A 14101-nucleotide genomic window follows, 5' to 3' on the forward strand; every position below is an offset into this window, starting at 1 on the left:
TAGGAAAAATAAAGTAGTTGAAGTTGCTTTTTATTTCTCAATTAATTTTTTCATAATTGGAATTACTAAATCCCAACCTCCTTCTGATTCTTCATACCTTTTTTTTGCATTTTCAGAATCATTGAAATCACCTTGTGTAATTGTTAATTTAGTTCCGTTTTCAAACTCAATTAATTTGTAAGTCAGAACTACATAATTTTTTGGAATATCCTTTATTCCAATATTTGGATCGAACATTGTAAATGATACACTTTTTCCTTTTGTAATATCAGTTATTTTTCCTTTAACATAAATAACTTCTTTTCCATGTTCAGTAAATCCTTTCCAAATAATTGAGCTTCCAACACTCCAATGGGATATTACTTCACATCCAAACATATATTGTTTCGTCATTTCAGGGTTGGTTAATAAATCCCAAATCTTTTCATTCGTAGCTTTAAAAGTGACTTCTTTTTTTATAATCATCGATTTATTCATCATTTTTTATCTTTTAGTTAATGTACAAATTTGATGAGTTTTAACCTTTTTGAATTGCAAAATCGGAATTATTTCTAATACTATCGGGAGAAGTACCAAATTCTTTTTTAAATGCATTAGAAAAATACTGAGGAGAGCTATAGCCTGTTTCATAAGCAATTTCTTTAGCAGATTTATCAGTTTCTAAAAGAAGTTTTTTTGCTAAATTCATTCTGTTTTTATGAATATATCCGAAAATAGTTGTTCCAAATAATTCTTTAAATCCTTTTTTTAGCTTGAATTCGTTTAAACTAATTTGTTTAGATAATGCCACAATTGTTGGTGGATTATCAATTTTTAATGTCAAAATTTCTTTTGCTTCAAATAATTTCTGTTTGTCTAAGTTTGATTTAATGAAATGAGTTTGATTCTTATTATTGTAAAGTTCTGCTTGTAAAACAAGTAACTCAATACTTTTAGAAAGTAAAAAAAGATTCTTTAATTCATTGGTATAGGAACAGTTAATTATTTCATTTATTACATATTGAATTTTAAAATTATTAGGCATCCATTGATCAGATAGGATTGCACTTTCTTTATTTAATATTTTTTCAGAAAAGCGTTTTAAAGAATCTGTGCCATTTTGAGCAATAGTGATAAAATATTCGGTAGAGAAATTAATACCAAAAGTTTCAATACGTTTACTTTTATTAGAAATTTCCATTTCAATACCGTCGGAGTATATAATATTATTGTGATGACCAGTGAAAGTGAATTCAGAATTCAATTGTTTGCATCTGAAATTATAATCACCATTTAGACCAAAATGTAACCGTACTAATTCTTTATCATTTTTGAATACTTTTTTCTCGAATGCACTATAATCAATAGTATTATGTGAAATTACAATATTTTCTAATTGCCAACTCTTATTATTTATTGTAGTATCGTGTCTATTTTTCATTTATCACTTTACATTGATATTCGTTTCTTAAAAAGAACAATTAATGTTGTACATTAATGAGTATCGGTTTTTATTGTATCAAATATACATAAAATAGCTAGTAATTTAAATGAATAGTTTATCAGCATTAAAGCCATATCATTTTCTTAAATATTTATAAAACTGATATTATTATATCTTTTTTTGATTGAGAAAGGAAACAAGCGTGTATCAATTTTTGTATTTTTGAAAAATAGAATTAATTATATATGAAAATTGTTATCTCTCCTGCAAAATCTTTAGATTTTGAATCAAAATTGCCAACTACTCGTTATACACAATCCGATTTTTTATCCCAATCGGAAACAATACATAAAACGCTTAAAAAACTGCAACCAAAAGACTTAATGAGTTTGATGTCTATTTCTGAAAAATTGGCCGATTTGAATTGGCAACGCAATCAAGACTGGAAAACTCCTTTTACTCCAGAGAATGCACGAGCTGCTGTTTATGCATTCAATGGTGATGTGTATACGGGTTTAGATGCTTATACTCTTCCTGTTGAAAAATTAGATGTTTTACAAGATAAATTAAGAATACTTTCGGGTTTATATGGTTTGTTGAAACCTTTAGATTTAATGCAACCGTATCGTTTAGAAATGGGTACATCTTTGGCAATTGGAACAAAGAAAAATTTATATGAATTTTGGAAAAAAACAATCACAGCAACTATTAATGATGAGTTGTCTGATGAGGAATTGTTTATAAATTTAGCGAGTAATGAATATTTTAGTGCTGTTGATACTAAAACATTGAAAGTACCAGTAATTACTCCAGAATTTAAAGATTATAAAGACGGAAAGTTGAAAATTATTAGTTTTTTTGCTAAAAAAGCGAGAGGAATGATGGTGCGCTATATTATTGATACTAACGCAGAAACTATTGATGATTTAAAACAATTTAACTATGAAGACTATGCTTTTGATGCTTCACTTTCAAAAGGAAATACGTTAGTTTTTACAAGATAGTTTTTGAATTATAATAAACTAATTATGGTAGCTGCGTTTATTCGGTTACCATAATTAGTTTTTTTATGCTTTATATTTCATGTAGGTATGATAGAATAATAGAAAGCAAATTATTCCGATTAATATAGGAATTAATGTATGTAGTGTTTTTTTTAAAAGACTAACTTTAGAAGTCCAAATGATATTTATACCCAGTATTACTGGACTAATAGTAATTATCCAAAACCAAGGATTCATAGAAACTATTGCCCGTATAGTTAAAACAATAGTTCCTATTCTTAATTTAGAATTCATATTATAACTTATCTAATAAATATTTTCCAGTTACAGAGTTTACATTTTTAGATATTTCTTCAGGTGTTCCAAAAGCCATTAATTTTCCTCCATGTTCACCACCTTCTGGACCAATATCTATAATATAATCGGCACACTTTATTAAATCTAAATTGTGTTCAATAACAATAATTGAATGTCCTTTTTCAATTAAAGCATCAAATGATTTTAAAAGTTTCTTAATATCGTGAAAGTGTAATCCTGTTGTTGGTTCATCAAAAACGAATAATGCTTTGTCTTTTATGGTTCCTTTCACAAGGAAAGAAGCTAGTTTTATACGTTGTGCTTCTCCACCAGAAAGTGTAGAAGAGGATTGACCTAATTGTACGTAGCCTAAACCGACATCTTGAAGTGGTTGTAGCTTTTGTGTAATTTTATTTTGATTGTGTTGCGAAAAGAAAGCTAAAGCATCGTCTATTGTTAGTTTTAAAATATCATCAATATTTTTACCTTCATAAGTAACTTCTAAAACTTCTTTTTTGAAACGTTTTCCAGAACAAGTTTCACACTCAAGGTGAACATCTGCCATAAATTGCATTTCAATAGTTACTTGTCCATCACCTTTACAAGTTTCACATCGACCACCGTCTACATTAAAAGAGAAATGTTTTGCTTGATAATTTCTTAGTTTTGAAATATTTTGTTTTGAAAATAAGTCACGAATATCATCATAGGCTTTAATATAAGTCACAGGGTTGGAACGAGAACTTCTACCAATTGGGTTTTGATCTACATATTCAATATGTTTAATATTCTCAAAATTACCAGCTAATTCTGTAAACTGACCTGGTTTTTCTCCAGCACCTTCTAATTTCTTTTGAATGGCTGGAAATAATATTTTTTTAACGAGTGTACTTTTTCCACTTCCAGAAACTCCAGTTATTACCGTTAAACAGTCTAATGGAAATGTGAAATTTTGGTTTTTAAGGTTGTTTTCTCTTGCTCCAATTATTTCAACATGATGTTTGAATTTCCTTCTTTTCTTAGGAACTTCAATCGATTCTTGACCGTTTAAGTATTTTGCGGTTAATGAATCGGCTTTTAATATTTCTTCATATGTACCTTGTGCTACTAAATAACCTCCATTTGTTCCTGCTTCAGGGCCAATATCAATAATCATATCGGCAGCTTTCATAATGTCTTCATCATGTTCTACAACGATAACAGTGTTCCCTAAATCGCGAAGTTCTTTTAAAACATCAATTAATCGTTCGGTATCTTTTGGGTGTAAACCAATACTTGGTTCGTCTAATATATACATAGAACCAACTAAACTACTTCCTAAAGAAGTGGCTAAATTGATACGTTGTGATTCTCCACCCGAGAGTGTTGCCGAGTTTCTATTTAGTGTTAAATAGCTTAATCCAACATTGAATAAAAAGCCTAAACGATTATTAATTTCTATTAAAAGACGTTTGGCTACTTTAGCATCATATTCGTTTAATTCTAATTTTTTAAAGAAATCAATTAAATTAACAATTGGCAAATCGACTAACTCAGTAATAGTTTTGTTTGTTATTTTTATAAAATTAGCTTCAGGGCGAAGTCTTTTTCCTTTACAAGTAGTACATTTTGTTTTTCCTCTATAACGAGAAAGTAATACTCGATTCTGAATTTTATAATTTTTCTCTTCAAGTTCTGCAAAGAAATCATTTAAACCAGTGAAGTACTCATTTCCGTCCCAAATTAGTTGTTTTTGATCTTCTGTAAGTTCAAAAATAGGTTTGTGTATTGGAAAATCAAATTTATAAGCATTGTTTACTAATTGGTCTTTAAACCAACTCATAGTTTCTCCTCTCCAAGGAAAAATTCCATTTTCATATACAGAAAGCGCTGTGTTTGGAATGATTAACTCTTCATCGATTCCTATAATATTCCCATAACCTTCACATTTTGGACAAGCACCATAGGGATTATTAAAACTAAATAAATGTACGTTTGGTTCTAAAAAAGTAAGTCCATCAAGTTCAAAATTAGAACTAAAATGTTGTCTTTCTTTTGTGTTTATATTTTGTAGGTAACAATTTCCTTTTCCTTCAAAGAAAGCAGTTTGCACAGCATCTGCCAATCGGTTATAGAATTCTTCTTCATCTTTAACAATGATTCTATCGATAATAAGTAGAATTTCCCTGTTGTCTAAAGAAGCTACATCAACTTCATCCAAACGAACCATTTCATTGTCTACCAAAATACGTGCAAAACCTTGTTGTAATAATACTTTTAATTTGTCTTCTAAGGGTCTTCCTTCTTCTAAATGAATAGGAGAAAGGAGTAACCATTTGGAATTCATTTCAAAAGTTTTAATCTGAGTAATTACATCGGAAACAGTATCTTTTTTTACTTCTTTTTCAGAAATAGGAGAGTAGGTTTTACCAATTCTTGCAAATAATAATTTTAGATAATCGTAAATTTCTGTAGATGTTCCAACAGTAGAGCGCGCATTGGTTGTGTTTACTTTCTGTTCAATGGCAATAGCAGGGGCAATTCCTTTGATATATTCAACTTTAGGTTTGTCTAAACGACCTAAAAACTGTCTTGCATAGGAAGATAAACTTTCAACATAACGTCTTTGTCCTTCTGCATATAAAGTATCAAATGCTAAACTTGATTTACCCGAACCTGACAATCCTGTTACAACAACAAGTTTGTTTCTAGGTATCGCAACATCAATATTTTTAAGATTGTGTAATTGAGCACCTTTTATTAAGATGTTTTTTTTTGGTTCTAGTTTTGAAAAATCTACTTTATTCAACGTATTATCTTTTTTGTATTAATAAAAAAATCGTTTAAAAAGTTAAACGATTTTTGAAGTGTAAAGATAAATGTTTTTTTTATTTTTTTGTTCTTTGTTTTTTAACCATTTCAGCAGTAACTTTAGTTTTATTGTTTCCCCAATTTGAATACACATAGGTTAACACATCTGCAACATCCTGATCTGAAAAATCTTTGTGCGGAATCATGAAGTTTTCATATTTTTTTCCATTAACAACAATTGGTTCTTGTATGCCATAAATAACAATACGAATAGCTCTATCTGTATCTGCATTTAAGAAATCTGATTTAGCCAAAGGAGGAAAACTTGTTCCATATCCTTCACCGCTTGCTTTGTGACACATTATACAAGATTTCTCATATAATTTTTTTCCATTATTTACATCTTGTAGTTCTGTAGTCTTCGTATATTTTTCATTTTCATAGGAAGAAAAAGAAGAAAAGGAAAAATAACAAAGTAAGATAAATAGAAATGAGGCAATAACTTTTTTCATTGTTGTTTGTTTTTTTTATTATCTCACAAAATTATAATTATGAAAATGAGCTATAAATGATAATTATCATATAAACGAGAAAAAAATATTTTATGTTTTAGATATTTCTATAAAGTTTTAAAATTTCTATAATAAAATATTTCTCTTTTTGATAAAAAAAATGGTCATCATGAAATCTAAAATCGAAATGATGTTTTTTTTCTATAATTAGGACAATATATAACTTTACATTACCTATACAGTTTTTATTATTATATATTGATTTACTAGTATTTTATATAGTGAAACTTATAGTTAAGTAAATTATTTAAATGTATGGTTTATATATACAATTTATTCTAGAATTGTATAGTTAATTATATAATTTAGGAAAGTACATCAAATTAGATTTTATAAAATAAAACGTTTCTTTTTATTAAAATTATAATACTATTTTTGAAAGTCTGTTTAACGATTAAAAGCAATAACGAATAATATATATTATGAAAGTTAGATTTTTTCTTATCCTTTTTTCTTTATCCTTTTTTTGTTCGGCACAAGAACTTCCACCAATTGTTAAATATTCACAAAGTGTGTATAAAGCAGGTAATCAAAACTGGATGATTAGTCAAGATCAGAAACAGTCTTTGTTTTTTGCAAATAATGACGGTCTGTTAGAATTTAATGGTGCTAATTGGATTGTATATCCTTCACCCAATGAAACAATTATTCGTTCTGTTAAGGTTATAGAAGACAAGGTTTATACCGGAGCTTATATGGAATTTGGTTTCTGGACAAGAACGGTTACAAATGAATTGAAATATCAATCGTTAAGCTCAAAAATTAAAGATAAAATAATAGATGACGAACAATTTTGGAACATTCATCAATATGAACACTGGATTATCTTTCAATCATTAAATAGAATATATGTATATGATTCAAAAGCAAAATCGATTGAAATTATTACCCAAGATGATGGAATTATTAGATCTTTTGTAACGGATAAAGCTATTTATTATCAGGTAATAAATAAAGGTTTGTTTGAAATTGAAAACGGAAAACCGAAATTAGTTTCAAATGATCCACTTTTTTTAAGTAATAAAATTATTAATCTTTTTTCTGTAAAAAGTGAGTTAATTGTGCATTCACAATCTAAAGGTTTTTTTAAGTTTTTAGATGGTAAACTAAGTAAAATTACTACAAGTATAGATAATATTCTGTCATCCAGTAATATTTATAGTAGTCTGTTATTGTCTAATGGAGATTATGCAATAGGAACGGTTTCGAATGGGATCTATATTTTAAATTCCGAAACAAATATAAAATATCATATTACACAGAATAAAGGATTAAGTAATAACACCGCTTTATCATTATTTGAAGATAACGACAAAAACCTTTGGATTGGTTTAGATAATGGAATTAATTGTATCAATCTTCAATCACCAATTAGAAGTTTTTCAGATGATACGGGTATTTTAGGAACAGTTTATTCTTCGGTTTTATTTCAAGGGAATTTATATATTGGTACAAATCAAGGATTGTTTTTTAAGAGTTTAAAAGGTGATACATTTAAATTTATTGAAGGAACAAAAGGACAAGTCTGGTCATTGTTTGTTCTTGATGACACATTATTTTGTGGACATGACTCTGGAACTTTCATTATCGATGAAACGAATGCAGAATTGATTTTTTACAATTCTGGAACATGGAAATTTGAAAAAGTACCCAATCGGAACGATTTATTATTGCAAGGGAATTATTTTGGAGTTTCAGTTTTAGAAAAGAGTAACGGTAAATGGAGATTTAGAAATAAAATTAAAGGTTTCGATTATTCGTCTAAACATTTTGAAGTAACCAATAATTTAGAAGTCTACGTAAGCCATGAATACAAAGGTGTTTTTAGGTTTCAATTAGACAATCAACTTTTAGAAACTAAAACATTTTTCACCTATGAATCACCATCTAAAGGAAAAAACTCCTGTTTGATAAAGTATAATGAATCCATATATTATGCTTATAAAGAAGGTGTTTTTAAGTTAGAAGAATCTTCAAAAATCTTCAAAAAAGACAAGTTATTAAGTGCTGTTTTCGAAAAAGACGAATACACATCTGGGAAGTTAATTGTAGATGAGAGTAATAAATTATGGATGTTTTCTAAAAATTATATTCACTATTTTTCCCTAAGTAAGCTAAGTAATCAATTAAAAGAGAATAAAATACCTATTCCTGCTGCTTTAACCAATTCTATGTTGGGTTATGAAAACATTACTCAGTTATATAATACGAATTATCTAATCGGTACAACCGATGGTTATTATACTATAAACCTCAACGATTTAAGTTTTAACAATTATAGTTTATCCATTACAAATATTGCAATAAATAAATTGAATGATAAATTAAAAAGTTGTTCAATACTTGAAAAAGGAAGTTTTAAACACGATGAAAATAATATCATATTTAACTATTGCGTTCCAGAGTTTAATAAATATATTAATGCAGAATATCAATATTTATTAGAAGGCTTTCAAAATGATTGGAGCGAATGGTGTTCTAAAACGACTTCTAGTTTTAAAAATTTGCCACCAGGCAATTATACGTTTAAGGTTAGAGCTAAGAATTCTAATACAGAAAATATAGCAAAATATAGTTTTACAGTTCTTAAACCTTGGTATACAACAAATTTAGCTTTAGTTCTTTACTTCCTTTTATTGAGTATTATAATATTCTATATTCACAAAGCCTACAAACACTATTATAATAAGAAAGAGGAAAAACTTATTGAAGAAAATAATTTATTGTTAGAAATTGCAGCTCTAGAGAATGCAAAAGAACTCATGAAGATAAAAAATGAGCAATTAATTCAAGATGTAGATAGTAAGAATCGTGAATTAGCCATTTCGACCATGAGTTTAATTAAAAAAGATGAGTTGCTTTCAATCATTAAAGAAGATTTAAAAAACACAACCGATGATGTTACAAATAAAAATGTAAAATCGGTTATAAGTACAATTACAAAAAACATCAATAAAGTAGATTCTTGGAGCGTTTTCAAAGATGCTTTTGATAAAGCCGATAATGATTTTCTAAAGAAAGTGAAACAAACTCATTCCACATTAACTTCAAACGATTTACGACTTTGTGCCTATTTACGACTCAATTTATCCTCTAAAGAAATTGCTCCATTATTAAATATTTCAGTAAGAAGTGTTGAAATAAAACGTTACAGATTACGTAAAAAAATGGATTTAGAACACGAACAAGGTTTAGTTGAATATATTTTGTCTTTCTAAAAATAATTTTCACCTATACAACACCTCAACATTAACGTTTTAGTTAGCTTCTACAGTGTTTTTTTGAGAAATAACTATTTTTGTTTAAATGCTATCAAATGGGTTGTTTTTTTATTGATAATGCATTTTTTTTAGATATTTTTAATGATGTATGTTTTTTGTTGTGGTTAGTAAACTTGAAATGTTAAAAGTTAGTTTTAATTTTAACAATAACAAAACCAAACAAATTATGAAATATAAATTTTTACTATTTACATTTCTATTGACTACTTCAATTTGTATTGCACAAAAAGTATCAATTTCAGGAAATGTATTAGATTCAAGTTTGAACGAACCTCTTCCGGGTGTAAACATTTTAGTTAAAAATTATCAACTGGGAACATCTACAGATATAGATGGTAATTTTAGTATTTCAAATGTACCCATTGGAAGTATTTTAGTATTTAGTTATTTAGGGTATCAAAATTTAGAATACAAAATAACCAAAGGAGAAGTTATAACAATTCGTTTGGTTCAGGATTTAAGCGCATTAGATGAAGTTGTTGTTTTAGGTTATACTTCTCAAAAGAAAAGAGATGTAACAGGAGCTGTTGCTGTAATTTCTAATGAAACAATTGAAGCACTAAAGCCTGTAAAGGTTGAACAAGCTTTGCAAGGTACAGTTTCAGGTGTAACGGTTACACAACAATCGGGTTCTCCTGGTGCTGCATTAGATATTAGAATTAGAGGTATTTCTACTAATGGAGCAAATGGTCCTTATGTTATTATTGATGGTTATCAAGGCGATTTGAGTATTTTAAATCCAGATGATGTTGAAACAATTACCGTTTTGAAAGACGCTCAAGCAGCAATATATGGTACTTTAGGGGCAAACGGTGTGATTGTTGTTACTACAAAAATGGGAAGGAAAAACTCTAAAACTAAAGTTTCTTATACAGCTTATACTGGATTTCAAGAAACAACAAAAAAATTAAATTTACTTAACGCAACAGAGTATGCCTTACTTTTAAATGAGAGTTATGCTAATGGTGGTCAAACTTTGCCTTATCCAAACGTTTCATCATTGGGAGAAGGAACGAATTGGCAAAATGAGGTTTTTAACAGAACACCCATAACAAGTCATGAAGTGAGTTTTTCCGGTGGATCTGAAAAAATAGCCTATACTTTCAGCGCAAGCGATTTGTATCAAGAAGGAATAATAGGTCAAAAAAAATCCGATTTTAAAAGAAATACAGCTCGTTTAGGGTTAAATGCAGACTTGTCAGATAAAATTAATTTTAACACAAATATAATCTACACTTATATTGATCGTGATGGCTTAAATGATAGCGGATTAGGTTCTGTTTTGTTTAATGCAATTAATACACCATCAACGCTTTCTGTCTATGATACAACTGGTAATTTTTCGCTTGTTCCTAGTAGTTCTGGTTTTGGAATAGAAATCATTAACCCTTTGGCTCAAATAGAAAATACGTATAATGACTATAAACTTAAAAAGATTAATGGGACAGTAAAATTAGATTATGACTTCATAAAAGATTTTAAGTTAACAGCAAGAATGGGTTTTAACACATCTAATAGTGATGGAAAAAGTTTTGCAAAAGAAATTGATTACGGAGGTAAAGTTTTTGATGTAACGAGAAGTAGTGTCTCTCAAAACAAAATTAACGATAACAATTATACATTTGATTTGTTTGTTAATTACGATAGCTATTTTGGAGAACATCATAAAGTAAAAGCGACAATCGGAACAACTGTTTACAAAGAATATGGTTCTGGTTTATTCGCAACAGGATATGATGTTCCTAACAACTCTTGGGAAAATGCAGACATTAGTTTAGCATTAGGAACAAGCTTAAATGGCGGTAGAGATGTAGGTTCTTATGCCTACGATGAAAGAAGACTTTCGTTCTTTGGTTTCTTTGAATATGCTTTTAAAGGGAAATATTTATTAACAGGAGCAATAAGAAGAGATTTGTCTACAAAATTCGGACCTGAAAATAGAGTTGCTATCTTTCCATCATTAACAACGGGTTGGGTTATTTCTGATGAAGCATTTTTTAAGAAGACAAATTTTTTAGATTTTGTGAAGCTGAGAGCTAGTTATGGGATTTTAGGAAATGATCAAATTAGAAATAATGGCTACGTTGGTTCATTAAGCGGACAAGGGAATTATGTATTTAATGGTAGTTTGGTTTCCGGAACAGCAATTGGAGTTTTACCCAATCCTAAATTGCAATGGGAAGAAGCTAAAAAGTTTGATGTTGGTTTGGATTTAAAGCTATTAGATGAAAAAGTAACCATAACATCTGATTATTTTATAGACACGAGAGATAATTTATTAATTGGAAATATTCCCGTTTCAGGAATCTCAGGTGTGTATGCACCAGGATCTTCAGCACCAACTATCAATGCAGGAGCTGTAAGAAACAATGGTCTTGAATTTGCAATTAATTATGAAGATAAAATAGCGAAAGACCTTACTTTTAAGGTGGGCTATAATATCACTACTATTAAGAATGAAGTTCTTGAAGTTAATAATAGTACGGGCTATTTAGAAGGTGGTTCTTTTGGAGTGGGACAATTAGCTCCTGTTCGAATGGAAGTTGGTCAACCTATTGGTTATTTCTATGGTTATCAAACAGACGGAATTTTTCAAAATCAAGCCGAAATTGATGCACACCCATCTCAATCTGCTTTAGGTGCCGCAACTGCACCAGGAGATATTCGTTACAAAGACATAAATAATGATGGGGTTATTAATGCAAAGGATAGAACCTATATTGGAGATCCAATTGCGAATGTTACAATGGGTTTTAATTTTTCAATTAACTATAAAAACTTTGATTTTGCATCTTATTCTTATGCTTCATTAGGAAACGATATGATTCGTAATTATGAAAGAACTTTATCAGATGTTAATCGAATGGATTATACATTAGAGAGATGGACGGGTGAAGGAACAAGTAATACTGTACCAAGAGTAACTACTGCTGCAACAAATAATACTGTACTTTCAGATTATTACGTAGAAGATGCTTCTTTTTTACGAATTCAGAATGTTCAATTAGGCTACAATTTACCAAATACTTTACTAGAAAAAATAGGACTTTCTAAACTACGAATTTATACAAGTGTTAATAATGTGTACACTTTTACAAAATACAGAGGTTTTGATCCTGCTGCTTCAAATGGAGCACCAATTGGTGGAGGAATAGATTATGGATTTTATCCTTCAGCAAGAACTTTCATCTTAGGGGTTAATGCTAGCTTGTAAGCATGTTTAATTATTGACAAATAAAATTATACAAATGAAAAAATATATTTTAAAATCAACATTAATTTTAATGCTCTTTACTTTAATCTGTATTTCATGTACAGATAGTTTTGTAGAGAGAGAGCCTGTATACGCTATCGATTCTGAAAATTATTTTAATTCTGAAGACGATTATTATAATGCATTAGTTGGTGCTTATGATTTATTACAATCGAGTTATATTAATGTATTATTAGGAGAAATAGCATCAGATAATACAGTTTCTGGTGGAGAAAGTGCAAATGATGTAATCGGTTTTCAACAAATAGACGATATGTCACATACTTCTATTAATAGCAATTTAAAAGATCTATGGAATTGGATGTTTGCAGGTGTAAATAGAGCAAATTATATATTAGAATTTAAAGACAAAACCGATTTTGTTGGTAAAGAACAAATTATAGCTGAAACTAGATTCTTAAGAGCCTATTATCATTTTGAATTAGTAAAATGGTTCGGAGGAATTCCATTAAAAGGAGATGCTCGATTTGCTTTAAATGATGAAAAAACCATTCCAAGATCTTCTACAGCTGAAGTTTATGAGTCTATAGAAGCCGATTTGTTATTTGCTATAGATAATCTTAATCCAATTGCTCCAGAAACAGGAAGAGCAACAAAAGGAGCAGCACAAGCACTATTAGGCAAAGTATATTTGTATCAAAACAAATTTGCAAGTGCTTCAACGGTATTAGAAACTTTAATAAATTCGGGTACTTATTCATTAGTAACTAATTACAACACCATTTTTGAAAACAACGCTGAAAACGGACCAGAATCTGTTTTTGAAGTTCAATATTTTGATGGTCAAGGTGCAGGTTTTGGTTGTTTGCAATGTAGTGAAGGTAATGTTGCTGTTGGTTTTAATGGAGTACGAAATTACACAGGGCCATTATTCGATTCTGGATTTAGTTTTAATCTTCCTACACAAGAAGTATATGCTGCTTTCGAAGTAGGTGATAATAGAAGAGATGTTGCTATATTAAATATAGAAGACTGGGCATTAACCACTGGAGCTACTTATGGAACTGGTTATAAACACACAGGTTTTTTTAATAGAAAATATTTACCTCGTCAAGGCGATTCTAATATAGGAGATCAAAATTTGACAAATCCCAATAATTATAGAGCCATTCGTTATGCAGATGTACTTTTAATGGCTGCTGAAGCCTTTAATAGAGGAGGACTTAACGATGTTAAAGCAAGAGAATTTCTAAATCAAGTCAGAAGAAGAGCTTTTGGAGATACAAATCATGACATTTCTGCATCTGGAGCTGCTTTAACCGATTTTATTTTAGAAGAAAGAAGATTAGAATTGGTTGGGGAAGGACATCGTTTCTTTGATTTGGTAAGAACAAATAGAGCAGCGAGTACAATTTCAGGCTTTGTAGCTAATAAAAACGAAATATTTCCAATTCCAATTGAAGAAATTCAATTTTCTAATGGTAATTGGCAACAAAATCCAAACTATTAAAAAAAATAAT

The 14101-nt window shown here is 29.1% G+C and carries 9 protein-coding genes; 4 read left to right on the forward strand and 5 right to left on the reverse strand.

Annotated elements, in window-relative coordinates; all coding sequences use genetic code 11:
• Nucleotides 1–30 precede the first annotated feature (30 nt).
• Together L2Z92_RS15455 and L2Z92_RS15460 are read right to left on the reverse strand one after the other, a co-directional pair.
• On the reverse strand, nucleotides 31–480 hold the full coding sequence (locus tag L2Z92_RS15455; RefSeq protein ID WP_236455265.1) for an SRPBCC family protein: 450 nt from the start codon (nucleotides 478–480) through the stop codon (nucleotides 31–33).
• Nucleotides 481–517: 37 nt separating this feature from the next.
• Nucleotides 518–1420 (reverse strand): helix-turn-helix transcriptional regulator, encoded by a 903-nt coding sequence (locus L2Z92_RS15460; protein ID WP_236455267.1) that lies wholly within the window; start codon nucleotides 1418–1420, stop codon nucleotides 518–520.
• A gap of 248 nt (nucleotides 1421–1668) precedes the next feature.
• On the opposite strand from L2Z92_RS15460, the gene yaaA reads away from it, so the two are divergent.
• Entirely contained in the window at nucleotides 1669–2427 is a 759-nt protein-coding gene (gene yaaA, locus L2Z92_RS15465) for a peroxide stress protein YaaA (RefSeq protein WP_236455269.1), read from the forward strand.
• Between the two features lie 63 nt (nucleotides 2428–2490).
• On the opposite strand, the gene L2Z92_RS15470 is transcribed toward yaaA, so the two are convergent.
• The 3 genes from L2Z92_RS15470 to L2Z92_RS15480 form a co-directional block, all read right to left on the reverse strand.
• Entirely contained in the window at nucleotides 2491–2721 is a 231-nt protein-coding gene (locus L2Z92_RS15470) for a hypothetical protein (RefSeq protein ID WP_236455271.1), read from the reverse strand.
• Between the two features lies 1 nt (nucleotide 2722).
• Complete coding sequence (uvrA, locus tag L2Z92_RS15475) at nucleotides 2723–5512, reverse strand: excinuclease ABC subunit UvrA (protein ID WP_236455273.1); 2790 nt, start codon at nucleotides 5510–5512, stop codon at nucleotides 2723–2725.
• A gap of 79 nt (nucleotides 5513–5591) precedes the next feature.
• Nucleotides 5592–6026 (reverse strand): c-type cytochrome, encoded by a 435-nt coding sequence (locus L2Z92_RS15480; RefSeq protein ID WP_236455275.1) that lies wholly within the window; start codon nucleotides 6024–6026, stop codon nucleotides 5592–5594.
• 482 nt (nucleotides 6027–6508) lie between these two features.
• On the opposite strand from L2Z92_RS15480, the gene L2Z92_RS15485 reads away from it, so the two are divergent.
• From L2Z92_RS15485 to L2Z92_RS15495, 3 genes are all read left to right on the forward strand, one after another.
• A complete protein-coding gene (locus tag L2Z92_RS15485) occupies nucleotides 6509–9304 on the forward strand; it encodes a helix-turn-helix and ligand-binding sensor domain-containing protein (protein ID WP_236455277.1) in 2796 nt (931 codons plus the stop codon).
• Nucleotides 9305–9533: 229 nt separating this feature from the next.
• The gene (locus L2Z92_RS15490; protein ID WP_236455278.1) at nucleotides 9534–12581 is read left to right on the forward strand and encodes a SusC/RagA family TonB-linked outer membrane protein; all 3048 of its coding nucleotides are present in this window, start codon (nucleotides 9534–9536) and stop codon (nucleotides 12579–12581) included.
• Nucleotides 12582–12615: 34 nt separating this feature from the next.
• The gene (locus L2Z92_RS15495; protein ID WP_236455285.1) at nucleotides 12616–14091 is read left to right on the forward strand and encodes a RagB/SusD family nutrient uptake outer membrane protein; all 1476 of its coding nucleotides are present in this window, start codon (nucleotides 12616–12618) and stop codon (nucleotides 14089–14091) included.
• Nucleotides 14092–14101 lie beyond the last annotated feature (10 nt).

Origin of the sequence: Flavobacterium jumunjinense (assembly GCF_021650975.2) — a bacterium.
Taxonomy (GTDB): Bacteria; Bacteroidota; Bacteroidia; order Flavobacteriales; family Flavobacteriaceae; genus Flavobacterium; species Flavobacterium jumunjinense.

What these genes read in the sequence shown, in the direction of transcription:
- L2Z92_RS15455 (WP_236455265.1), bottom strand. Translation starts at nt 480, where the DNA reads ATGATGAATAAATCGATGATTATAAAAAAAGAAGTCACTTTTAAAGCT.
- L2Z92_RS15460 (WP_236455267.1), bottom strand. Translation starts at nt 1,420, where the DNA reads ATGAAAAATAGACACGATACTACAATAAATAATAAGAGTTGGCAATTA.
- yaaA (WP_236455269.1), top strand. Translation starts at nt 1,669, where the DNA reads ATGAAAATTGTTATCTCTCCTGCAAAATCTTTAGATTTTGAATCAAAA.
- L2Z92_RS15470 (WP_236455271.1), bottom strand. Translation starts at nt 2,721, where the DNA reads ATGAATTCTAAATTAAGAATAGGAACTATTGTTTTAACTATACGGGCA.
- L2Z92_RS15480 (WP_236455275.1), bottom strand. Translation starts at nt 6,026, where the DNA reads ATGAAAAAAGTTATTGCCTCATTTCTATTTATCTTACTTTGTTATTTT.
- L2Z92_RS15485 (WP_236455277.1), top strand. Translation starts at nt 6,509, where the DNA reads ATGAAAGTTAGATTTTTTCTTATCCTTTTTTCTTTATCCTTTTTTTGT.
- L2Z92_RS15490 (WP_236455278.1), top strand. Translation starts at nt 9,534, where the DNA reads ATGAAATATAAATTTTTACTATTTACATTTCTATTGACTACTTCAATT.
- L2Z92_RS15495 (WP_236455285.1), top strand. Translation starts at nt 12,616, where the DNA reads ATGAAAAAATATATTTTAAAATCAACATTAATTTTAATGCTCTTTACT.